Annotated in this window: 17 protein-coding genes; 9 read left to right on the top strand and 8 right to left on the bottom strand. The window is 41.7% G+C overall.

Annotated features, from left to right (window positions below; all coding sequences use genetic code 11):
- Positions 1–13: 13 nt before the first annotated feature.
- The 5 genes from AC4E96_RS06620 to AC4E96_RS06600 all read right to left on the bottom strand — a co-directional run bounded on the left by AC4E96_RS06620 (position 14) and on the right by AC4E96_RS06600 (position 8460).
- On the bottom strand, positions 14–1066 hold the full coding sequence (locus AC4E96_RS06620; protein WP_490255277.1) for an aldo/keto reductase: 1053 nt from the start codon (positions 1064–1066) through the stop codon (positions 14–16).
- A 50-nt stretch (positions 1067–1116) separates the two neighbouring features.
- Positions 1117–1791 (bottom strand): nitroreductase family protein, encoded by a 675-nt coding sequence (locus AC4E96_RS06615; RefSeq protein WP_488032719.1) that lies wholly within the window; start codon positions 1789–1791, stop codon positions 1117–1119.
- 73 nt (positions 1792–1864) lie between these two features.
- The gene (locus AC4E96_RS06610) at positions 1865–5107 is read right to left on the bottom strand and encodes an Ig-like domain-containing protein (RefSeq protein ID WP_490255276.1); all 3243 of its coding nucleotides are present in this window, start codon (positions 5105–5107) and stop codon (positions 1865–1867) included.
- 69 nt (positions 5108–5176) lie between these two features.
- Entirely contained in the window at positions 5177–6847 is a 1671-nt protein-coding gene (locus AC4E96_RS06605; RefSeq protein WP_490255275.1) for a monovalent cation:proton antiporter-2 (CPA2) family protein, read from the bottom strand.
- A 119-nt stretch (positions 6848–6966) separates the two neighbouring features.
- On the bottom strand, positions 6967–8460 hold the full coding sequence (locus AC4E96_RS06600) for a DEAD/DEAH box helicase (protein ID WP_490255274.1): 1494 nt from the start codon (positions 8458–8460) through the stop codon (positions 6967–6969).
- A 262-nt stretch (positions 8461–8722) separates the two neighbouring features.
- Between AC4E96_RS06600 and AC4E96_RS06595 the strand changes: the two genes are divergently transcribed.
- Entirely contained in the window at positions 8723–8974 is a 252-nt protein-coding gene (locus tag AC4E96_RS06595) for a GIY-YIG nuclease family protein (RefSeq protein WP_490255273.1), read from the top strand.
- A gap of 57 nt (positions 8975–9031) precedes the next feature.
- Here AC4E96_RS06595 and AC4E96_RS06590 read toward each other — a convergent pair whose 3' ends face one another.
- On the bottom strand, positions 9032–10252 hold the full coding sequence (locus AC4E96_RS06590) for an EAL and HDOD domain-containing protein (protein ID WP_490255272.1): 1221 nt from the start codon (positions 10250–10252) through the stop codon (positions 9032–9034).
- A 312-nt stretch (positions 10253–10564) separates the two neighbouring features.
- Between AC4E96_RS06590 and AC4E96_RS06585 the strand changes: the two genes are divergently transcribed.
- The 3 genes from AC4E96_RS06585 to AC4E96_RS06575 all read left to right on the top strand — a co-directional run bounded on the left by AC4E96_RS06585 (position 10565) and on the right by AC4E96_RS06575 (position 14737).
- Entirely contained in the window at positions 10565–11494 is a 930-nt protein-coding gene (locus AC4E96_RS06585; RefSeq protein WP_490255271.1) for an extracellular catalytic domain type 1 short-chain-length polyhydroxyalkanoate depolymerase, read from the top strand.
- 125 nt (positions 11495–11619) lie between these two features.
- Complete coding sequence (locus tag AC4E96_RS06580) at positions 11620–13929, top strand: TonB-dependent receptor (RefSeq protein ID WP_490255270.1); 2310 nt, start codon at positions 11620–11622, stop codon at positions 13927–13929.
- Between the two features lie 124 nt (positions 13930–14053).
- A complete protein-coding gene (locus AC4E96_RS06575) occupies positions 14054–14737 on the top strand; it encodes a response regulator (protein ID WP_490255269.1) in 684 nt (227 codons plus the stop codon).
- Between the two features lie 18 nt (positions 14738–14755).
- Here the strand turns inward: AC4E96_RS06575 and AC4E96_RS06570 are convergent, their stop codons facing one another.
- Positions 14756–18289 (bottom strand): hybrid sensor histidine kinase/response regulator, encoded by a 3534-nt coding sequence (locus AC4E96_RS06570; RefSeq protein WP_490255268.1) that lies wholly within the window; start codon positions 18287–18289, stop codon positions 14756–14758.
- A 136-nt stretch (positions 18290–18425) separates the two neighbouring features.
- On the opposite strand from AC4E96_RS06570, the gene AC4E96_RS06565 reads away from it, so the two are divergent.
- Together AC4E96_RS06565 and AC4E96_RS06560 are read left to right on the top strand one after the other, a co-directional pair.
- On the top strand, positions 18426–19625 hold the full coding sequence (locus AC4E96_RS06565; protein WP_490255267.1) for an MFS transporter: 1200 nt from the start codon (positions 18426–18428) through the stop codon (positions 19623–19625).
- Between the two features lie 90 nt (positions 19626–19715).
- Positions 19716–20678: an alpha/beta hydrolase gene (locus AC4E96_RS06560; protein ID WP_488032708.1), complete on the top strand. Its 963-nt coding sequence runs from the start codon at positions 19716–19718 to the stop codon at positions 20676–20678.
- Positions 20679–20716: 38 nt separating this feature from the next.
- Here AC4E96_RS06560 and AC4E96_RS06555 read toward each other — a convergent pair whose 3' ends face one another.
- Positions 20717–21514, bottom strand: coding sequence for a 3-hydroxybutyrate dehydrogenase (locus tag AC4E96_RS06555; protein WP_490255266.1), 798 nt, complete (start codon positions 21512–21514; stop codon positions 20717–20719).
- 343 nt (positions 21515–21857) lie between these two features.
- On the opposite strand from AC4E96_RS06555, the gene AC4E96_RS06550 reads away from it, so the two are divergent.
- From AC4E96_RS06550 to AC4E96_RS06540, 3 genes are all read left to right on the top strand, one after another.
- On the top strand, positions 21858–22556 hold the full coding sequence (locus AC4E96_RS06550; RefSeq protein WP_488032706.1) for a CoA transferase subunit A: 699 nt from the start codon (positions 21858–21860) through the stop codon (positions 22554–22556).
- Between the two features lie 10 nt (positions 22557–22566).
- On the top strand, positions 22567–23223 hold the full coding sequence (locus AC4E96_RS06545) for a CoA transferase subunit B (RefSeq protein WP_490255265.1): 657 nt from the start codon (positions 22567–22569) through the stop codon (positions 23221–23223).
- A 153-nt stretch (positions 23224–23376) separates the two neighbouring features.
- On the top strand, positions 23377–23928 hold the full coding sequence (locus tag AC4E96_RS06540; RefSeq protein WP_490255264.1) for a hypothetical protein: 552 nt from the start codon (positions 23377–23379) through the stop codon (positions 23926–23928).
- Positions 23929–23957: the final 29 nt, after the last annotated feature.

Below are 23957 nucleotides of genomic sequence, written 5' to 3'. Positions count from 1 at the left end.
TAGGTTGATTTGACTAAAATGGCGCAGGATAACGCTTTAGGATTTGATCTATTTGGTTAACGACTTCTTCAGACAAATCTAGGTCAAAAGCATCAATGTTCTCTTCAAGTTGCGCCATTGAGGTTGCACCTATAATAGTTGATGTCACTCCATCGATTTGATTACACCAAGCCAGTGCCAATTGTGCTGCACTGAGGCCAACGGATTCAGCCAGTTTTTTGTATAGTCCAATTGCCTCCATGCTTTGCTCCGAGTCCCTAAACAACCCGTTGCGTTGACTCATAGTCCAGCGCGAACCTGTCGGTCTTGCACCGTTAAGGTACTTCCCTGAAAGTGCGCCACCGGCCAGTGGTGACCAAGGTAAATAGGCAATGTCTTCATGAATGCAGTTTTCTATCAAGTACGGCCAGTCTTTTGTATGTAATAAACTGAACTCGTTTTGAATCGATACCATTTTAGGTAGGTCGAATTTTTCACTGAGCTTCAAATATTGGTTAATACCCCAGGTTGTATCATCAGATAAACCACAAAAACGAACTTTTCCTTGGCGAATGCAGCCTTGTAGGGCGTCGAGAGTTTCGTGCATCAAAGCAATTTCATGTGCCTTGTCTAATTCGGAGAAACGAACTTGGTTAGGACGATGCTTGGCAAAATGAGGTGACGTCCGATTTGGCCAATGTAGTTGAAACAAATCGATATAGTCTGTTTGCAGTCTACTAAGTGACTCATCGACGGCTTTCTTTATGGACTTGCCATCGATGTCCTGAGCATTTCTAATCCAAGGTAAGCCGTTGCCAGCTATCTTTGTGGCAAGGATAATGTCTTGGCGCTTGTCTGGATGTTGGTTGAGATAGCGACCAATGATACGCTCAGTCTCACCATACTTTTCGCCCGATGGTGGGACAGGGTAAAGCTCTGCCGTATCAACAAAGTTGACGCCTTTCGTCAGAGCATAATTAATTTGCTCATTGGCATCCGCTTGATTGTTCTGAACGCCCCAGGTCATTGAACCTAAACAGACTCGAGAAACATCTAATTGACTGTGCCCTAACTTACTGTATTTCATTAATTAATCTCTTAAAAATAGTGCAAATATAAACAAATCGAGGTGTTTTTTTACAAAAACGTCGCAATATCACTCAAAGGTTTTTTAATGGTTGAATGATGGGGAATTGTTGCATTTTCTGCCGGGTAGCCGACGACTAATAGCATAAAAGGTCTTTCATTTTCTGGGCGGTTACAGACTTTTGTTAAAAATTGCATTGGCTTAGGAGTATGAGTCAGTGTAGCAAGGCCGCTGTGATGTAATGCATTTATTAAAAAGCCAGTGGCTAACCCCACTGATTCATGGACATAGTAATTGGTATTTTTATCTTCGGCACGAACACCGCCTTTTTTCTGGCTGAACACGGCAATGAGCCAAGGCGCATGTTCTAAAAATGGTTTCTCAGCGTCTGTACCCAAAGGTTTAAGAGCGTTTAACCACTCTTCTCCCGCTCTACCTTCATAAAAGCCTTGTTCGTGCTTTTCGGCGTGTTCGCGAATTTGTTTTTTAACATCGTGGCTGTGAATAGCAACAAAATGCCAAGGCTGATGGTTCGCACCACTAGGTGCTGTGCCAGCGGCTTTGATGCAATTTTCAATAATCGACTGCGGGACGGGTCTTGATGAAAACATACGGATACTGTGACGGCGTTTTATCTCGTTGTAATACGCGTTTGAGCGTTCGAGCATTTCATGTTCAGGGTATTCGATAAAATCAGTAAGAGGGTAGTGCTCCGGGTGAGTCATAATGCGCTCCAAGCCTAAATAAAGCTTTATTTAACGTTCATTTAGACTCAGTAGCAAGTGCTTTTATCAAAATTTATAAGTCTTCGTCTCTTACATCAACCTGGATGTTTTCTAATACAGATACATAACCATCTGTGAGAATAATGGCGATAGATACCGGCGTACGAGATTCTGTGTCGGCCAGAACGACGTCTTGGGTATTAATGGTAAATTCAACTCTATTACTGAATGGAGTTAAATTAGAAATCGACACAACATTTTCGTTACCAAATTGATTATCTGTACCTACCGAAACCACAGATACAGTATCTTCTGGTAAATTAGTCTCATCATGAATATCAGGGTCATCGAAGTAATAAATTACATTAACAGACGAATTGTCGCCCATATCTATCAGTTTTGGACTGAAGTTATAATCTATTTCAGGTGGGGCGTTTTCTAAGGATTTATTGACCAACAAGGTCGCAAAACTGGATGTATTATCTGCGTCTGTAACCCGTATTACGATTTCTTCGTTATTGATGACCGCACCTTTGGATTGGGCTCTTAAAATTATCCCATTAATATCGAAACCTACAACGTCAATCGTATTCGGAATTGGATCAAAATTGGCGTCCAATACTTGGATGGTCAGCTCGCTTGGTGAATTGTCTATATCGACGATGGTATATGGCAAACTCACTTGGTAGTCGTTAATTAGGTTTATAAACGGCTGGCTTAATGTTATTTCCGGCGGATCGTTTTCTGGTATCGCCGTTATTTCGATAACTTGTGAGGTTGATAATTGACTGCTGCTATCGTCTGTTGCAATGATTTCGATCAAATAACTTTCTTCACTTAAAACATTGTCAGGCACATCTATTCTCAAACTATCACCGAGTTGAGTGATGATAAGTTCATCGACGTTATTGTTACCACCGTCCGCAGTGGTGATGATGACATTGTCGCCGTTCACATCATTCGCTTCGAAATTGATTATCTGGAAGTTACCCTCGCTCACACTTGGGTTAAATAACTCAATGTTCAACGATGGAGGCTCTGGGGCTACAGGTACGTCTACGGTGATTGTTTCTGATACTTCAATAAAGCCATCAGATGCAATTGTGGTAAACGTCATACTTTGCTGAAACTCTGCGCTAGGGTCCAAACTTAATGTCAACTCGCCAGATGTTTGATTGTAAGAAAAGGTCAATAATGGATCGCTGGTGAATCGGCTGATCGTTAAGGCGGTTCCATCAGGGTCGGCATAGGTAAGCAAGATAGACTCAGACTGTCCGGGCGCGATGGTTACATTATTACTTGCAACCGTGATTGAGGGTGGCTGATTATTGATTCGGATGATCAGTGGAAGCTCTATTTCAGTCGTTGCACCAAACTCATCCGATGCTCTGATGATTACGCTTCCTGACGTTTCTTGCTCTACCGATGCGGCTTCTATAGTGGCAATACCGTTTGCAAAGCTGATGGTTAAATCTGAGTCGTCATAGATAAATTCAGGGGTAAGCCCCTCCTCATCAACATCATTTACGACAATGGGGATCGATAAGCTAGCGCCACTAACAATATCGACTGCGACTGCATCAGTATTGATTACAGGGGGCGTATTTTTGTAGATTTCTAATGGAAGTGAAAGTGATCGGGCGCTACCAAAAACGTCGGTTGCGATGAGTTCGATGTCCGTTGTAACAGCCTCAGTTTCGGCGAGTAACATCGTTGTTAAGTTAACTGACATGCCATCGACCAGCGCGGTTACATAACTTTCGTCAGTGCGCGCGCTAATTGTAAAGTCGTGCCCTTCAAAATCAGAACCACTGACGTCAAACTGTATGCTTTTTGTTTCTAATACTGGTGGAATAGGGTCTGCCTCGATAATTGGAGCAACATTAACATTTCCCCCCAAAAACTCCGTGTAATTGTCTTGAACATAAAGATGGAAAGTTAACTTACTTTGAAAACTCCCGTCGTTCGCAATCAAAGTAACTTGCTCATCTTCTAAATTAGATACATCGTCGGCGAAGACGGAGACGTAAGGGTAATTGAATTCAAAGCTAAAATCGGTACTAGTACTAGTACTAGTCGCACTTAACTCAACAAAATTCGGCGTTTCATCTTCGAGAACATAAGCAAAAGTCGCGATGGTATCGGTTTCTTGTCCGGATAATTCCTTGATGAGGCTGACGGTGACGTTTTCTTCGATAAATATTTTGGGCGGCTCGTTGTTCAAACTGATACTGTTGTTACCTAAATTTGTCGCTTGGCTTTGTTCTGCTGCTTCAATAATTGCAATATCAACTTGGTGGGTTAAGTGAGCGTCACTTACTTCAAGAGTGATGGCCTGTTGAGCGTCTTGTTGAGAATCAATTGAATCATTTGTTGACAGCATAGACGCAGATAGCTCGAACCCTTGTGGTGTTCTATGCACATGGGTATTAACGTTAATTGGGCTGCTAATAACACGATAGGAGATGCGATCAGAGTCAGGGTCGTAAACATCAAATACCATCGAGTTTGTAACACCATGAGAAAGTGTGAGCTCTGGTTCAATGAGGGCGATAACGGGCGCAACGTCTGTAGTTAAGTCCCTATTTTTGTTGTAGAAAATAATTTGTAAAAGTTCTTCGTGGACGATACCGTTCACTTCTGTCACAGCCAAAAGCTCACCATACGTATCAGACTCACCACCACCTGCTTTGATTGTATATTGGGTTTTATCTTCAGAAAGTTGGCCTGTCATATTGGCCGCATTCATGTAGAAGTTTTCAATGACGTCGGGGTCACCAACCGCAAAGTTTCTGTTCAGGTTAAGCGTAACTTCTTCGCCTTCAAATAGGGTGATGTAATCGGATGGCCATTTGACGAACTTTAGGTCAGAGGGGGTGGTTGAACCGTCCCCATTTCCGTCGTCGCTCCCGTCTCCACCATCATTGCCGTCACTATTACTAGTTATAGTGACATTCAGGTTGACGGTGACAGACTGTTCACCATTTGAAAACTCTAAGATGACTTCGTCACTGCCGACTTGGTTTCCTGCAATAAAAGTCATCGTTTGATTGGCGTTGTTAATGGTTAAAGAGCCATATTGGCTTGCTTGGTTGATGCTCACTGTTACGTCTGTAACAGTTGCATTTGTAATTAAATAGTTGAGCTGTGATTGTTGGCCGACTAAAAGCTCAATAGTCGATGGACTAACCTGGACTGAAAAGGCTTGTGGTGGTTCACTCGTGTCATCATCGCTATCACTAGAACCACAACTAGTAAGGCTTACAATGACAAACGCAACCAATAAAAAATAAAACCGCTTATAAATGTGAACCATCTGACAACTTAACTCCGACAATTAGCGAGGCAGTGATTAGCACTACCTCAATACATTATCGGTCGAAATTCAGATTTTTTTATAATAATTTTCTCTAAATGCGGTTAACTGCTGGTCTATCGTTAGTTCATCGACGCCAAAGTCAGCAAGAACCTGTTCGCTAAGCTCTAGACTCACTTCAATATTTTCCGAAATTACTCGATTGGCTCCGAGCTCGATTAATTTACGACAAATTTCGCTGTTATGGCCTCGAACGTAAATAGGCAAGTCTGCATGCGCGGCTCTCAGCGTCGTCACTAACTCTTTTGCATCTTCAGGTGAATTCACGGTAATGATGACGCTTGCGGCTTGTTGTAGTCCTCCAGATTTGAGTAAAGAGGTTTGAGTGACATCACCAAAAAACACCGGATAGTCATCTTTGTAGCGATTAACAATATTGGCGCTTTTATCGAATGCGATATAGGGAATACCGGCGTTAGCCACTACTTTAGCTACCGCTCGGCCGACGCGGCCAAAACCAGCAATAACAACACGCCCTTGCACAACTTCCTCATTGGGAGCCGCTTGGGTGGGAATAGCCAGCGCTTCGTCTTTTTGTTGAATATGAAACGCCAAGGCGGTCAATAATGGGGTAATTAACATACTTAGCAGAACGACTAACATAAGTTGTTCAAAAAGGTGTTGTGGCAGTATCTGTTGATTAAACGCTAAGGCGAATAGTACTAATGCAAATTCGCCCCCTTGACCTAATATAAGACCCACCGAAAGAGACTTTTTCCAACTAAAGCCAAATAGTTTTACTAACGGGGTTAAAACCAAAAGTTTGGTGGCCATTAATAAAATCGTTGCACCTAAAAGCACCAAAGGAGCACTAAACAAAACGCTCAGGTTTAAGGACATGCCCATGGAAACAAAAAATATACCGAGTAATAAGCCTCTAAAAGGCTGTATTTCTGCTTTTATTTGATGGCGATAAGCCGAATCTGAAATTAACAGGCCGGCTAAAAATGCTCCCATTGCCATCGATAAACCAGCTATTTCTGTTAAGTAGGCGGTACCAAGTACGATCAGGACAGCAACAGCTGTGAATACCTCTGAATTAGCGCTTTTAGCAACCAAATGTAAAATGGGGTTTAATAAATAACGCCCAGCTAATAACACTAAAGCTAGAATTATGACTGACTGAAGAATTGCTCCTCCGAGACTGCCCGTCACCGAACTGTTACTCGCTAACAGTGGAATAAGGGCAAGTAAGGGCACGACAGCCAAGTCTTGCATTAGCAAAATCGCAACGGATGCTCGCCCAGTCTCACTGGTTAATTGCCTTTTGTCTGTCAGAATTTGCAAGACAAATGCGGTTGAAGAAAGGGCCAATGCAAGGCCGATGACGATAGCACTGTTAGTCTCAATCCCAAATAACCAAAAAGAAAGGCTGCCGATAAATAGGGCACTAAGTAGTATCTGCAAACTGCCGAGACCAAAAACTAAGTTTTTTATCTTCCACAAAAACGCAGGCTTCATTTCAGTACCAATGATAAAGAGAAGCAACACAACACCAAACTCACTAGTGTGGCTGATGGTTTCTACATTACTCACTAAGCCAAGGGCACTTGGGCCTATCACAATTCCGGATATCAAAAAGCCGGGAACTGCACCAAGCTTTAAGGCTTGGCAAATGGGTACAATGAGAACAGCGGCAAGAAGGATGTATATTATTTCAAGAACGAAAGAACCGTGCACAGTGACTTCTCTATTATCATTTAGATATCTAAAGTGTACTGTGCAAAAAAAGGGTAAGCAATTACCCTTTATCAGAATTACAACGGTTTTTAACGAGGTGTTGACTCAGATCAACAAGCTTATGCTTTGTTTTTATTATTACCTGAGGTTGAGTTACTGCGGCTGTCGTTATTCGAGTTGGCTCGATGAGACTTACCACGGTTAGGTTTCGCATTATTGGACTTACTCGAACCTGGCTTAGCACTTTTGCGCTTTGCCTTATTATCAGGTTTGGCTTGATGATTAGCCGAATCTTGAGGTTTAGATTTTCTGTTTTGGTTCGGTTTACGTCTTGGCTTTGGCTTGGCGTTTTGTTTTTCCGGTGCCACTGATTGTTTGCTTTGCTGCGGAAGTTCATCGGTTGAATTAGCCGATTTCACCTTGTTCTTTTTAGGCTTTTTCTTTTTAGGTGGCTTAATTGGCTTAGCTTCAGCTAGAGGCATTTGAGGGACAAACTCTTCATCTACTTGACGCGGAATATGCTGTTGGATTAACTGCTCTATATCCGTTAAGTTTTTAAATTCATCACCACTGACTAAAGAAACCGCATGCCCCGAAGCACCTGCTCGACCGGTACGACCAATTCTGTGGACATAGTCTTCTGCGACTTGAGGTAAGTCGAAGTTGACTACTTGTGGTAGTTGCTCGATGTCCAAGCCGCGCGCGGCTATATCTGTCGCGACTAATACTCGAATTGATTTGTTTTTGAAGTTAGCTAGCGCTTTGGTTCTAGCACCTTGGCTTTTATTCCCATGAATCGCAGCCGCACTGATACCTTTTGCATCTAGGTTTTTGGCAATGCGGTTGGCACCGTGTTTAGTGCGGCTAAAAACAAGCACCTGCTGCCAATCATTTTGTTTTATTAACTTGATCAACAACTTGCCTTTACGGCCCTGATCAACGTTATAAAGTGTTTGCTCAACCAACTTTGTCGTTGTATTTGCTGGTGTCACTGAAATGTGTACAGGGTCGTTCATTAACCCTTGCGCTAAGGTTTTTATGTCATCAGAAAAAGTTGCAGAGAACATCAGATTCTGACGCTTTGTTGGCAACATTTTTATGATCTTTTTGATGTCATGAATAAAACCCATGTCAAGCATTCGGTCTGCTTCATCTAGAACTAATACTTCGAGTTGGTCGAACTTAACCGCATTTTGACTGTATAAATCGAGTAATCGACCTGGCGTTGCAATTAAAATATCAACCCCTTTGCGAAGTGCCATCATTTGTGGGTTTATTTTAACACCACCAAAAACCACAGCAGATCGAAGATCTAAGTGTTTGCCATAGGTAGCGACGCTATCGGCCACTTGGGCTGCTAACTCACGAGTTGGAGTTAGGACTAAAGCGCGTACTTGATTTGACTTGGTTAGTTTGCCTTTTCTTAACTTTTCTAACAACGGCAAGGTAAAACCAGCCGTTTTACCTGTACCAGTCTGGGCGGCGGCCATGACATCATTACCTGCTAATACAGCAGGAATCGCTTTGGCTTGAATAGGAGAGGGTGAATCGTAACCTTGCTCCGCAATGGCTTTTAGTATTGCTTCGCTTAGGTTTAACTCGGTAAAATGCATGTTGTCTCGCTTGCTAGAAAAAAAAGGTAATTGTCTTGGAGGCGGTGTTGTTCCCATTATAATCGTTACGTTATAAATGGACTCAAAACCTAAAAACAAAAGGCGCTGAAGACTACCCGAATATCAATATTTAAGCAATCGTATTGCCTTTTTCTTTGGGAATTAAAATGGTGCTTAGCGACAGTTTTAGTTGTACTTTAGGACAAAATAGACGCTAAGCTAGTAAATAAAATTGAAAAGACAGGATTGAATAGGTTAAACCATGGGCTGGTTTGTTTATATACTAAAATGTGCTGACGACACACTTTATACAGGAATAACAACAGATTGTGAGCGTCGCCTCAATCAACACAATGCCAAAAAAGGCGCGAAGTATACTCGTGTTAGAACGCCTGTCACAATGGTTTATCAAGAGGCGGCGGAGTCTAGAAGTTCGGCGACGCAGCGAGAAATCGCCGTCAAAAAGCTAACGAGAGGACAAAAGCTACAAATGATTGAGCAATGCTCACAATAACAAGATAGTCCTATAAACAATTATCCATTAACGTTAGCAATAACCTTTATAGTAACGTTAGGTGCTTAACAGGCGCTCGGCCTCTTCGCCGGCTTCGTGATACAAAAAGTCGATATCGAATTCTTGTCCAGGAAAGTGTTTTTGAATTTGATTGATAACGCCATCCCAGTCACCCACTTCTACGTATTTAACCAGTTTTAAGCAGCACCCGTATTGGCCTTCATAGTTCAATAATGACTGTGCTAGCTTGTCCTGAAGCGCTAATTTTTCGACTACGTCTTCCATTGTCGTATTCAAAATCGCATCCAAAACCGACATGATGCCGACTAGAAAGCCAGTTGGACTAGGTTGGCGACCTATAAGCTTTGGTAAATTTTGTACAAAGAGTGCCCGGCGCAAGCCAAGTAACACTAATTCATTTGGCTTGTCGTCTGCTAATTTTGTCACCGCAACGACTGAAATAAATTTCCGCATCGTATCTTCACCGAGGTAAATCACGGCTTTATTGATGCTTGAAATGGTGATGTTTCGAAATTGAAGTGAAATATTGGCCAGTTTAATCACTCGAGCAGTGAGGCTAATATCTCGCTTTAGAATTGTTGCGATTCGATCAAAATCTAACATATCTTGAGTCAGACAGTTTACCAGTTCTAACGCGACAACCTTTGAGGGATCGATATTTTGAAACTTCATGACCTGTGGCTTTGCGAAGAAATAGCCCTGTAAATAATCAACACCATGTTTGATCGCAAAGTCGGCCTGCTCTTGTGTTTCGATACGTTCTGCGATGAGTTTAACATCGGGAAAGTCTTTTTTGATACGTTGGACTGTATCAGGAATATCAACGGTATCCTCAGGAATATCGAACTTCACGTAACTGATATAAGATGATAACCGTTGCCACTTTTTTTCAAAATCATAGTCATCCAGAGCAAATACGTAACCGAGTTTGTGTAGTTCTGCAATTGCGGAAACGGTTGAGTCGTCTACGCAACTGCGTTCGACTATTTCAATTATCAAATTATCTCGAGGGATTAAGTTCGGTATTTTTCTTAGAACACTCTTATCACATAAGTTAACAAAGGCTTTGCGCTTTTCGGTTACGCTATTGATACCGTGAAATAGTGCCGTTTCGTAGAACATACGAGCCGAAGCTTCTTCGTCGGTCATTCCCGCTGGAAAGGCATTCTTTTCTGAATCTCGGTACAAAAGCTCATAACCCATGACGTCTTGAGATGAATCGAAGATAGGTTGTTTGGCTAAAAATTGTATTGACAAAAGCGGCTCCAATGCAAATTTCAAATGTACAAGATCAAACCAGACCTCAAAGAGCAAGATAAAGTGGTTTTTTAAATTGTACAAGTACTAACCATATTTATAGCTTGTTTATTGGGCTACGTAAATGATGTGTCAAATTTGTGTACGGTATTGGAGACTAAAGTAGCATTGTTAAAAAGACTTAAGTAACGTTGACTTGTGAGACTATCTAACGGACTTACACAAAGGAAGATCATGTTATTTAACAATTTATCAAAGACCAGAGCTTGTATTAGGTCGCTCCTATTATGCTGTCTAATATCAGTCAACATTGTGCAAACTAAATTAAGCTTTGCTGGTACGAGTACCGACCGAAGTGTGAAACAGAAAATGACTCCACTTATTCTCTCAGTTGATAAAAACCCAGGGAACCTAGCGGCTAATTTAATTTTAAATGGTGATAAAAGACCTCTACTTGTTTTGTTACATGGTTGTACACAAACAGGTGAGACGTTTGCTGATAATAGCGGTTTGCTTCAGGCTGCCGAAAATTATCAATTAAACTTACTTATCATAGAGCAATCAAGCCAAAATAATCCCCAGCTATGTTTCAATTGGTTTTCCAACAATGACACTCAAAAGGGCTCAGGTGAGCATAAAAGTATTGTTAATTTCACTCTTTTAGCAGAAAAGTCTGTTAATACATCGGAGAATTATCTGATTGGGCTCTCTGCTGGAGGTGCTATGGCGAACGCTGTATTTACACAAAACCCTGAGTTATATCGTGGTTTAGCTGTTGTTGCAGGGTTGCCATATCCTTGTGCATCAACGTTAACTGAAGCAATTTCATGTATGAAATCAGGCCCTGCACATTCAGTAAAACAATTGAGTGCTTCTATCTTACAAGGTGCTGAGTTGTTTGCAGAAGGGAAAAAGCGCCACATCATCATTGTTTCAGGTACTGCTGATGAAATTGTAAACCCGATTAATTCAAAACGAACGGCACAACAATATACGAAAGCATCACAAGCAGTGGTTATCGGTCCAGAAAAACCGAGTCTAGGACCCGCTATTCATCATTGGACGCGAATAGACCAGTCTGGTTCGGTCGCTATTAAGGTTCAGCACCTAGAATACAAATCTTTGGGACATGGTTGGCCAATTAAGCAAGAACACAGTGACGTGTTACAACCATATTTTTTACCTAGCTCTTTACCTTTGACGGACTTTATAATTAAAAGTTGGTTTGGTCTGGGTGGTTAACTTGTTGTATTTAAAAAATAAAAACAAAATTTTATTTCATATACTACTAAGGTACAAATTAAATTTGGATTGAGTTGGCGTAGGGTGAAATAGTCAAATAATAAAAAATAAAACAGGGTAACAAGATGAATCCAACAAATATTACTAAATCACTTGTTTCTATGGCGGTATTAAGTGCCATTTCGACCATGACTTGGTCATCAAAAGTCGTGGCTGAAGAAGATACAAAAGCGAAAAAGCAAGGACTAGAGGTTATTGAAGTAACGGCACGTAAGTCCGTTGAAAATCTACAAGAAGTGCCAGTAGCGGTAACCTCAGTGAGTGAGTCTGACCTAATCGAAGCAGGTATCGAAGATTTAACTGAAATCCAACAATTTTCTCCAAATACCACATTACAAACAAGCCGAGGTACCAACTCAACCCTAACGGCGTTCATTCGTGGTGTCGGTCAGCAAGACCCGCTTTGGGGCTATGAGCCAGGAGTGGGTATTTATATCGATGATGTTTATATGGCTCGTCCACAGGGGGCGGTTATAGATTTGTTGGATGTCCAACGTATCGAGGTATTACGAGGTCCACAAGGCACGCTTTACGGCAAAAACACCATTGGTGGCGCCATTAAATATGTGACTAAACCAATGTCTGGTGACAGTGAGTTTGATGTTCGCGCAACATTGGGCTCATACAGTCAAAGAGACTTAAAGGTAACAGGCCAAATCCCATTAATTGAAGACCAACTATATGTTGGTTTTGGTTATGCAAACTTAAATCGCGATGGCTTTGGTGAGTTTTTAACGGTCGCTGATAACTTGGGCGATCAAGACACCGAAAACTATAATAAAGACCTAACCGCGGCTAGATTAACGCTAGAGTATCAAGCCAATGACGATTTGTTTTTCCGCCTAGCTTGGGACCAAACGACTGACGACTCAAATGCGAAAGGTGGTTATCGCTTGTTACCAAGTATGCTAACTGACGCACCTGTACCTGATAGTGTTTATGACTCTTATACGAGCCTTCCGACTGAAAACAAAGTGGAACTGGATGGTCTTAGTTTAACAATTGATTATTCGGTCAATGATGATTTATCAATTAAGTACATCGGTGCGAGTCGTGAGGGCTACTCAGACACCAACATTGATTTTGATAATACGGCGTTGGATATTTTTGATGTACCAGCAATCTACGATGATGAAAATACCAGTCATGAATTACAGTTCAACTACTCAGGTGAAAGCTACAAGCTAGTCGCTGGTATTTATGCCTATGACGGCGAGTCGTGCGGTCATTTTGATGCAGTATTAGGTGTTTTAGGTCGAGCCTTGTTCCCTGGGGTTGCAACCGGTTTTACCCGAGAAGTAACCGGTTGTAACAACTCCAACAGCCAAGCAGTCTATGCGCAAAGTAGCTTCGATTTAAATTCGAACTTGTCACTCACTGTTGGTGCACGCTATACAAGAGAAGAAAAAACAGCATTTGTTAATAACGGTGTGCAGATCTTTAATGTTTATCCACGTTCAAATTGGATAGACGGTTACACTAGAGACCCAAATTTGGTATTTCCGCAAGTATTAGGCACTGACAGTAACAACGATGGTACTTTAGATGCTGGGAAAACCGCAGATTGGTCGCGCTTTACACCAAGAATCGGTTTGGAATATCAAATGGACGATAACACCATGTTATTTGCCAGCTATTCCCAAGGCTTTAAGTCAGGTACCTTTAACCCAAGGGCATCTACAAATGAAGAGGCCGCTAACCCTGAAATTGTTGATTCTTTTGAGTTAGGTATTAAAAAGGACTGGAATAAACAGTTAAGAACAAACATAACGGCCTTCAGTATCGATCACACAGACCGACAGTATATCGTTGTAACCCCTGATCCAAATGATGCTACTGTGCTTAACCAAAACTTAGGCAACGTAAAAGGTTCAACTGTTAAAGGTATAGAAGCTGAAATTAGCTACGCTGCGACTGATATGCTTAGCTTTGATGTTGCATTTGGTTGGTTAGATGCCGAGATAGAAGAAGACAGTAAGATAGCCACACCATTAGTGGGGTTAGCAAATACACCTGATTATACCTTGGCTCTATCGGCTAATTACCTCATCGAGAGTGACATGGGCTACTTTGTTGTCAATGGCGGTTATTATTATCGCGATGATTACCGTTTGTTCGAGGACAGCGACTCTCTATATCAAGAAGGTTATGGCATGGTCAATGTGGGTGTGACTTGGGAGAGTACCGAAGGTAATTGGTATGGTGGTATTCATGCCAAAAATCTAACGGACGAAGAGTACATGGTGGGAGGTTATGCCTTCGCTGCGCAAAATGAAGATGGCTCTTGGACACCTGGTCTAGGTGGTGATACGACGTTGGCTAGCTACTATGGAGACCCTAGAACGCTACACGTCACTGTTGGTTATCGTTTCTAAGCCTTCTTTTGTGTAACTGAATCAAAACACACTCAAATTGAGTGTGTTTTCGTATTTACGTATTGTTCTATAAACGGTTTTAGTGATTAAATAATCTTGAAATAGCTTGAAGAGGAAGTAGGTTATGGAAGAAATAAATACGCAGCTTAATGTGTTGATAGCTGATGATCACCCATTGTTTCGTAGTGCGTTAAAGCAAGCCGTGACACATGCCTGTGTTACCGAAAACTTAGACTGTCAATTGATTGAAGCGAATGACGCTAATGAAATGATGCGCTTCCTCAATGATACGCCTGATGTGGACTTAATATTTCTTGACCTTCACATGCCCGGCAACAAAGGGTTTGTGGCCTTAACTCAAATACTCAATCACTTCCCCGATATCGAAGTTATTATGGTATCCGCCGATGAACAAGCCGAAATTATGCTGCAAGCAATAGATTTTGGTGCCTCGGCATTTATTCCTAAATCTTCGGATCTTGAAACAATTTCTGCTGCTATAAATACTGTTTTGGATGGGGAAACATGGTTACCCAGCGCGGTATTAGATATCGAAAATGTCGCCAGTAACCCTGAAGTTGAAGCTCGAAGAAAGCTAACTAAGCAATTATCAGAGCTTACACCTCAGCAGTATAAAGTACTTAGCCTCATCGCTCACGGACAACTCAATAAACAAATTGCTTATGAGCTAGATATCAAAGAAACAACCGTTAAAAAGCACGTTTCTGCCATATTAGAGAAGCTTCAAGTTAACAATCGCACGCTTGCGGGAATGGCTTTTCAACAACTTCAGCTAAACGCTAGTTAATTGTCATTAACTCTGTTCTTAACTCTGTAATGCGCTTTTCAACTTTTTCTTCAGAGCCGGGCCTTTTACCGGCTTTCTTATGAAGCCAAAATTATTATCAATACACGTCTGTCTTAATGTCTCTGATGGGTCAGCCGAACAAATGATCACCGGGCCAGACCAATGGGAATAACGGTCTTTAATTGCGTTTATTACCCCTAAACCGGTTTCATCATTATCTAAATGATAATCGGCGAGCACCAAATCCACATCGCCTCTATGTTGTTTGATACTCTCTAAAAGTTGCTCCTTATTTTGAGCGGCAATAACCTCAAAGCCCCAATTTTCAAGTTGCTTTTTAAGTGCGGTGACAATTAATGGTTCGTTGTCTATAACGGCAATGGTTTTTTGAGTATCGAACTTTTCATTACTTAAAATTACGGCCTCTTTACTCGTCGCATTTATTGGTGCTGGGCAACTCACTAATTCAACGCCAAAATAAACCCCTTTACCATAGTTAGAATGAACGTGAATTGGGCAATCGATAAGTGTCGAAATTCGTTCACAAATAGCCAGTCCAAGGCCTAGGCCGGGGGTTTCTCTCGTTTGTTCCAAGCGTTCGAACTCTTTAAAAATGGTTGTTAATTTAGAATTTGGAATGCCTTTACCATTATCGTGTACTTGGATTTGAATCCCAGTTGAAGTCCGTCTAACGCCTAAAACGATGCGGACAGGTCGATGTGGCAACTGTTCATTTGCGGACGGTGCGTAGTGAAACGCATTAGCTAGAAAGTTTTGCAGTATACGGCGCAACATCCGTTTGTCTGTATGAACCCATAATGATGATAGGTGGCAGCTAAAGGAGATATCTAGCTGTGTAGCCAATACCGTAAACTCATTTTTTAAAGGAATTAACACGTCGTTTAAAGCAAATGATTGTTTATCTACTTTTTGATTTCCATTGTCGAGCTTACTTATCTGAACCAAGTCCGATAACAAGTCTTCAACAACTTGCAAGGAGTCCTCAATATTCTCAGCAAGTTCCGAGATGTCAGAACTGTCAGCTTTGTGCTTCAACATGGACGTAAAAAGTGAGAGGGCATTAAAAGGCTGCATAAGATCGTGACTCGCAGCTGCCAAAAAACGCGTTTTGCTCTTATAGGCAGCTTCTGCTTCCGCTTTCGCTAATGAAAGCTCAGCAGTTCTTTCCTCTACTCTTTTTTCTAACGTTTCATTGGCTAGCTTCAATGCTTGTTCAGCCTGAATATGTGCCGTTATATCGGTATAAGTACTAACAAATCCGCCTCCTGGCATTGCTTGACCTCGAATTTCGATGACAATCCCTGATGGAAGGGTTCGCTGAGAATTGTGGCTCTGACCACGGCGCATAAAATCAAGTCGTTTTTTGACGATAGCCTCGGTGTCGCTCCCTTGAATCATATCCCTTTGGGCATTAAATCGAATGACTTTTTCAATAGGCATTCCAGAGACCAAAAAGCCAGGAGGGAAATCTAACAACTCTATATAGCGGCTATTCCAAGCGACTAATTGCATATCAGAATTTATAACACTTATTCCCTGAGCAATGTTCTCAACACCCGCTTGTAATAACTCACGGTTAAACTCATAGAGACGAGATGCTTCATCAACAATATTGGCGACATGTTCAAGAGAGTGAATATTGTCAGTTTTATGTTGTGTAACTGCGCTGAGAACAAGCCTTGTTGACGCTGAACCTAGTACAGAAGACATGGCTTTTTGAGCTTCTTGAATATCTAAGTGGCGGGCCTGTTGTGACAAGTTAATGTCGGCTGGCCAATGGCGTTTTAACTTGTGTAGGGTGTCTGTATCGACAAACCTCTGAACTAAGTCGGTAAGGTCCTTGTAGGTAAGTTGCGTGATATGGTTGTTGTCTCGCCCGTTTTGACTGGGCTTTTGGATGAATAGATTTGCTTGAAGTCTTTCGCCAATAGTACGTGGAGTGTTTTTTGAAATAATTAAGAATGTAAGGACATTGCCAGCCAATGACATTAAAAGGCCATGACTAATCCAGTCGAGATTTGATAAACCAAACAAAGCGGTTGGTTTTAAGGCCTGAATTCCAAACAATCCATATTGGTTGAGGTCTAGGTTTGGCCAGACGGCCGGAATCAGTAAACAATAAATCCATACCAAACAACCAGCGATTAATCCCCACATCGCTCCCATAGAGCTTGCTTGTCGCCAATATAAGGCGGCGATGAGGGCTGGTGCACATTGAGCGAGCAAGACAAAAGATAACAAGCCAAGGCTCGCCAGTTCGTTTTGTTGAGAAATTAACCGTTCAAACGATAACGATAAAAGTAGTATTACAGCGATGACACATCTTCTAATGTAAAGCAGGAGAGGGCCGAGAGAAGAGGCTTGCTGTGTTTTTGTCGTCTTTTTATTTGACGTTAAAAGCCCAACAAAACGACTTTTAATTAGTATCGGGTTGGCAATTTCTGTCGTAATTAGTGTGCTAAGTACAATTGATGCGACTATTACCATACTTGTCGCAGCAGCCAGACCACCTAAAAATACTAATAGGCTCAAAAGGGACTGTTGGTGGTACAAGGGCAAGGTAAGCATAAAAGTATCAGGGCTAATTGCACCACCAGGGAAGGTGACTAAACCGGCTATTGCAATGGGCAGGACAAAAACGTTGATCAATAACAAATAGCCTGGATACAACCACTTGGCCTTTTTCAACTGTTTCTCGTTATCATTTTCGATAACAATAAGGTGATAGAGCGGAGGTGTAACAAAAATGGTAACAAAGCCGATTAGTACTTGAGCAAAGGTAAAATAACTGCTTGTTAACTCGTTGTCTTCTTGAGTCAGATGAAAAGTAGGGTCAAGTGATTGTAACGCCTCAAGCTGAAGGGTTAGGTCACGCCAACCATCAAACAACACAAAGGTTACATAAAAGCCAACAAGTAAAATGATAAACAACTTAAATAAGGAGCTAAATGCTAGAGCAATGACCAGCCCAGGGTTTTGTCTGTTGGCTTGTGAATGGCGAGCGCCAAATAAGATACTAAACCCAATCAAAACAAAGGTAACAAACAGCGTTGTGGTTAATCCAGTCTGAACACTCCCTGTAATTAAGTCGAACGACTGACTCACGGCTCTTAATTGTAACGCGATATAAGGCAGAGTTCCTATAACGGCAATGATAGTAATAATGGCGGCAAAGTGAGGCGCTTGGTTGAACCTACAGGCGATAAAGTCTGCGACAGAGGTGAGATTTTGTTGTTTGCTGACGCGAAGGAGCTTAATTAACAATGGCCATGCAAATAAAAAACATGCGATGGTTCCTATATAAATAGGTGCGAGTCCAAACCCAGTATGAGCGGCTTGACTGATCGTTCCGTAAAACGCCCAACTCGTGCAACTGACACCCAAACATAGAGCGTAAACCGCAGGTCTCTTAGCGAGTGATGGCCAAAATTTTTGACCATAGTAGGCAATCAAAAAGAGTAATAACAAATACCCAAGCGCTACAAAAGAAACTAACCACGTTTCCATAGACAACCAAATCAAACCTGCCACTCCTTGTTAAAAATTCAGGTACCTCGAGCATTATTACAGACTCTGTATCATGGCATAGTGAACTAAGGTAGTAGTTATTTTCTTATGCCCGTCAGTTAGTCTAAAACCCTATTTTATTCACGAGAAATAAGCAACTATGAAAATTAGGCATAAATATTTAGTCGAAGCCATTGTGTTTTTAAGTTACGTACTTTTTGCTATGGCTTGGGTAGGCGGCACGGCAAGCATGACGCAGATTATGGCGTCAATGGAGTTGGAAAGTTATGCCTCTGCAAGCTTCATCAGTGGTGCGGTTACCTTTGCTAAAATTGTCGGTACATTTGTAGCCGCCTGGTTGGCGTTAAAACTAGGGGTTAAGTATGCTTTTTTTGTCAGTGGTCTATTGATTACTATTGGTTTTTTTACACCGCTTTCTAGCTCCTACGAGCTTCTACTGGTCAGCCGGTTCTTAATGGGCCTTGGCGGCGCTCTGATGATTGTGTATTTCAACCCAATAGTGATGCATTGGTTCAGTGTTGAAGAGCGCTCCACTATCAACGGCCTAAATGCGGTTGCGTTTAACATTGGTACTGCCATTATTCTCGCTTCTATGACATCGATTAACTTGTTCACTGGAAATTGGCAAAACAGCTTGATGTTATTCAGTCTAATAAGTCTAGCGTTGGCCGTGGTTTGGCTGCTAGTCGACTTTGGTGAGTCGCCAAGCGACAAGAGCACGGCAGAAACAAGCTCACCTGAGAGTGTTGAAGAGCGCTACGGATATAAAGAGGGCTTGAAAGACTCCTTCAACTGGGCTTATTCATTGTGTTATGCAGGCTTATTAGCTTTCTATATTTGTTTGTTTACCTTTTACCCAAAAGCAGGCGTCAGTGAGAGTGCCGTGGTGATTGGCTTTGGAATTATCGGTACGATTGCCGGGATGATTTATAGTAAACGAATTAAACAACGAGTCCCTGTCATTAAATGGTCTGGTTTAGTCGTGACCACTATGGTGTTTATTTTGTCCTTTTCGCAGTCGGACCTGGCACAAAGTATCGCTGCAATGATTTTGGGCTTCTTTATTTTTTTACCAATCACAGCTTTGGTTTCAATTCCACACGAATTACCAAATATGACGGGAAATAAGATTACTGTTGTATTTAGTTTGTTCTGGTCAATCAGCTATCTGTTCGCAACGGTTGTGCTGTGGATATTTGGTATTTTAGTCGACCTTAACGGTGGTGATTTTGAGGTGGCATTTATATTAATAGGTGTGGTGAGCTCTACCATGTTCTGGGGAAGCTTTTTTCTTCCAGAAACCAACCCTTTAACCAAACAAGTTGAAAAGCAAGCGTAGAAATCGAAAGAAGTGTATCGGTTTAAACTTGATAGTTAGGTAACTAATCACTATACCCATTAATAGAATAACCATTTTAAGGAAAGCGACATGCGAGGTGAATTAGCAAGTCATTTAGAAGGTTTTATTGATAACGTCAATGAAGCGCTTAATAAAGCTAGGGAAGATGGCATAATGCCAACTCCTGAGTTGGCTCGCGAGAACTTAACGAAGTTATCAGGGTTTGTCACTCAGATTCCTTCTATAGCCTATGCAGAAGAGCGTTCAGTTATGTGCGATCAGACCGAGATCCCGGTTCGAGTATACAGTCCTAATCCAAAGCAAGAGCTTCCTGTTATGGTCTATTTTCATGGCGGTGGTCATATGTGTGGCAGTACTGAGCTATATGATCCTATGTGTCGTAAAATTGCCATAGCCGCAGAGTGCATTGTCATAAGCGTTGACTATAGGCTATCACCAGAATTTCCTTACCCTGCAGGAGTAAATGATTGTGAAGCGGTGGTAAAAAAATATCACCAAGTGTTAAGTAATGTCCGTTACTCTGATGAACTGTATATCGGCGGCGATAGTGCAGGTGGGGCAATTTGCGCCACGCTGACCATGCGCCAACAAGACGACTCAGAACTAGCATTTACTAAGCAAGTACTGATTTATCCGTCTCTTGATTACACGATGAGTTTGCCGTCGGTTCAAGAAAATGGTGAAGGTTACTTACTCGAGCGCACTCGAATCCAGTGGTACTTTGATAATTATTTTGATGATTATGAAGACAGGGAGGCATGCTCACCCTTGTTTGGGCCCATAAGTGATTCCATGCCAGAAACCTTGGTTATTGTGGCGGGTTGCGATCCATTGCGAGATGAGGGTATTCAATACGCTGATAAATTAAAAGCAAAGGGCAACAGGGTGGTCATCCGCGAATTCGAAAACATGATCCACGCTTTCATGAATCTTGAAGATCTTGTACCTGAAGAATGTCGTGAGTTATATCGAGTCATTGGTAATTTTGTTAATGACTCACTGCCAGCTAATATTGCGCCTCCTGCGGCCTGATCAATTTTAGCTAATTACAAAAGATAAAAACCGCACAGTTATTGTGCGGTCCAGCCTCCATCAATAGCTAAAGCTGAGCCCGTGATAGAGCCAGCTGACTCGCTACATAAAAATAGTACCATGTCCGCAATTTGCTCGGCCTTGGCCATCTCAGGCAAAGGTTGTTTTGCGGTGATAAGTTTGTGTTTGGCTGCACTAATATCAATTCCATCATCAGCAGCTATCGCTTCGATTTGCTCATTAATTAGTGGCGTTTCTACCCAACCTGGGCAAATTGCATTTGCAGTGACACCGTTCTTGGCTTGTTCTATGCCAGTGACCTTCGTTAGTCCAATCAATCCGTGTTTCGCAGCGACGTAAGCTGATTTGTTTACTGAGCCTACCAGGCCGTGTACGGAAGCGATATTGATAATTCGGCCCCAGTTGTTTTTGTGCATTAGTGGTAATGCTTTTTGAGTTACATAAAAGGCGGCGGTCAGGCTGATATTTAAAATCAGGTTCCATTTTTCTAAAGGAAAAGACTCAACCGGTGAAGTAAATTGGATTCCAGCATTGTTTACTACAATATCAAGCTGATGAAAGTTATCACTAATCAACTGGAAAAGAGAGTCAATAGCATCACAAGAGGACAAGTCAGCTGAACTGAACACTGTTTTGTTCTGATATTTATTTGTAAATTCCTCGGCCAATTCATTACCGACATGGTTGTCAATAAGACCGTGTAAGACAATATTGCAACCTGCTTGCGCTAATTTGTGGGCAGTAGCCAAGCCGATGCCACTTGTTGAGCCAGTAACGAGGGCGACTTTTCCGTTTAGGTGTTCGCTCACAGACATATTACTATTCCTTTTTAATTGCCGTTAAAATTTGACTAACGAATATGGTTCACCTTGAGGTGAATTTAGAGCATTGAGCTTACCAAAAGGGCCAAACCTTCGAACTACTACCTTAGTATGATATGAGGCTATTTTAGGCTGATTTACATTCACAAAGTAAGCAAAGGAGTGTATTAATAAGTCACTGTCAAAATCGGTTTACTAGTTGGTGTCTAGTTTTTGCTCTATTCCTCTAAAGAAGTAGAGAGTTTATTGGCAGATTGTGTAAACATCGGTTTATCAACAAAATTATAAATACAGATAAAATACTAACGCGTTGAATTCCAATGCAAAGGGGAGATTTATGTCAGGTTTTGACAAAGTAGTGTCGAGCTACGAAGAAGCAATGGCAGGCTTAAAAGACGATATGACGGTCATCGCCGGTGGCTTCGGTTTATGTGGTATTCCAGAAGGTCTGATTGCACAAATTAAAACGATGGGCACCAAAGGGCTTACGATTGTCTCTAATAACTGTGGTGTTGATGGTTTTGGTTTAGGTATCTTGCTAGAAGATAAGCAAATCAAAAAGATGGTTTCTTCATACGTGGGCGAAAACGCCTTGTTTGAGCAACAACTACTAAACGGTGAGCTAGAAGTTGAATTAACGCCACAAGGAACGCTGGCAGAAAAAATGAGAGCTGGTGGCGCTGGTATCCCAGCGTTTTACACTGCGACAGGTTATGGAACACTAGTAGGCGAGGGCAAAGAGTCTCGTGAGTTCAATGGCCGAAACTATATCTTAGAAGAAAGCATCACTGGTGACTTTGCTATCGTTAAAGCATGGAAAGCCGATCGCTACGGCAACTGTATCTATCGCCATACAGCTCAAAACTTCAATCCAATGGCCGCGACAGCAGGTAAAATCACTGTCCTTGAAGTAGAAGAAATTGTAGAGCCGGGCGAGTTAGATCCAACACAAATTCACACACCGGGTATTTACATCGACCGAGTAATTCAAGGTACGTTTGAAAAACGCATCGAAAAAGTGACAACACGAGGATAAGGAGAGCAAAATGGCACTATCAAGAGAACAAATAGCAAAACGTGTTGCCCAAGAATTTAACGATGGCGATTATGTCAATTTAGGTATTGGTATACCTACACTTGCGGCGAACTACGTACCAAGTGACATCGAAGTAATGTTGCAATCAGAAAATGGTCTATTAGGCATGGGTCCTTATCCAACGGAAGAGGAAGTCGATGCGGATATGATTAACGCGGGTAAAGAAACCGTGACTACGGCTAAAGGTGCAGCAATCTTTAGCTCAGCCGAAAGCTTTGCAATGATCCGCGGCGGTCATGTTGACGTGACGGTATTAGGTGCGTTTGAAGTTGACCAAGAGGGCAATATTGCCTCATACATGATCCCTGGCAAACTAGTTAAAGGTATGGGCGGTGCAATGGATTTAGTTGCTGGCGCTGATAACATCATTGTAACTATGACTCATGCCAATAAAAAAGGTGAGTCGAAGCTACTGGAAAAGTGCACCTTACCTTTGACTGGTGTTAATTGTATTACCAAAGTAATCACAGACTTGGCACTATTAGAGATTGAAGACGGTGCGTTTGTGCTTAGAGAAGTGGCACCAGGTGTGAGCATTGAAGAAATAAAAGAAAAAACAGCTGGTAAACTTGTTGTTCCGGATGATGTTAAAGAGATGAACGTATAACGAATTACGTTGATGTTAAATAGGTTAACTTGAAACTTAACCGTGTAAATAAATTTGAAGCCAGCAATATTGCTGGCTTTTTTGTATCTGCGATATTGGGTCCTGACAAATTAATGCTACATTTAAATATCGGTATAAAAATGGTACATCGTTATGAAATCTCAATATTTCAGTAGGCTTCACAGAATCAACGTTAACCTTCAAAATTGGCTTATTGCTTCACTTGTAGGCGTGACAAGCCTATTGACAATCGAGCCAGTATTTTCTTCTGAGCAAGTACCATTAGATCAGCTCACTGAGTTGACTGACAAGGCTAGCGTATTAGATGCGATAAGTCGTTATCAGAATTCTCCTATTTCAAGACAAGGTTTTCAAATTGCTGGAAAAATTGTTGAATTTGCTGAACAATCAAAAGATGTATTGGTTGAAGTCAACGCCAACACGACACCCTGGTTAGTAACAGAGAGACTGCCACCGACTTTAAAAGGCGCCATGTTGGGCGCTTATGTCGCTGGTAGCATCAAACCTCAACTTATTCTAGAGGTTAAAAAGACGCATCATTGCGACGGTGCTTATGAGGTACAGCGTGTGCTTAACTTAATTGATACTGAAGAGATGCTAGCTGAGGTTCAAATTGCATTAACAATGACGCAAGCCAGTTTAGATAGGTTTTCTTGCCATTCAAAAAAGCCGAATTTTATTTAAACTAGGCAAACTAAAAATACCTGAAAAAA

The organism is Psychrosphaera sp. (assembly GCF_982872775.1).
This window is presented reverse-complemented; position numbering and strand designations above follow the sequence as displayed.

Coding starts and splice junctions, on each gene's coding strand:
- AC4E96_RS06620 (WP_490255277.1), bottom strand. CDS start 1,066: ATGAAATACAGTAAGTTAGGGCACAGTCAATTAGATGTTTCTCGAGTC.
- AC4E96_RS06615 (WP_488032719.1), bottom strand. CDS start 1,791: ATGACTCACCCGGAGCACTACCCTCTTACTGATTTTATCGAATACCCT.
- AC4E96_RS06610 (WP_490255276.1), bottom strand. CDS start 5,107: ATGGTTCACATTTATAAGCGGTTTTATTTTTTATTGGTTGCGTTTGTC.
- AC4E96_RS06600 (WP_490255274.1), bottom strand. CDS start 8,460: ATGCATTTTACCGAGTTAAACCTAAGCGAAGCAATACTAAAAGCCATT.
- AC4E96_RS06595 (WP_490255273.1), top strand. CDS start 8,723: ATGGGCTGGTTTGTTTATATACTAAAATGTGCTGACGACACACTTTAT.
- AC4E96_RS06580 (WP_490255270.1), top strand. CDS start 11,620: ATGAATCCAACAAATATTACTAAATCACTTGTTTCTATGGCGGTATTA.
- AC4E96_RS06575 (WP_490255269.1), top strand. CDS start 14,054: ATGGAAGAAATAAATACGCAGCTTAATGTGTTGATAGCTGATGATCAC.
- AC4E96_RS06565 (WP_490255267.1), top strand. CDS start 18,426: ATGAAAATTAGGCATAAATATTTAGTCGAAGCCATTGTGTTTTTAAGT.
- AC4E96_RS06560 (WP_488032708.1), top strand. CDS start 19,716: ATGCGAGGTGAATTAGCAAGTCATTTAGAAGGTTTTATTGATAACGTC.
- AC4E96_RS06555 (WP_490255266.1), bottom strand. CDS start 21,514: ATGTCTGTGAGCGAACACCTAAACGGAAAAGTCGCCCTCGTTACTGGC.
- AC4E96_RS06550 (WP_488032706.1), top strand. CDS start 21,858: ATGTCAGGTTTTGACAAAGTAGTGTCGAGCTACGAAGAAGCAATGGCA.
- AC4E96_RS06545 (WP_490255265.1), top strand. CDS start 22,567: ATGGCACTATCAAGAGAACAAATAGCAAAACGTGTTGCCCAAGAATTT.
- AC4E96_RS06540 (WP_490255264.1), top strand. CDS start 23,377: ATGAAATCTCAATATTTCAGTAGGCTTCACAGAATCAACGTTAACCTT.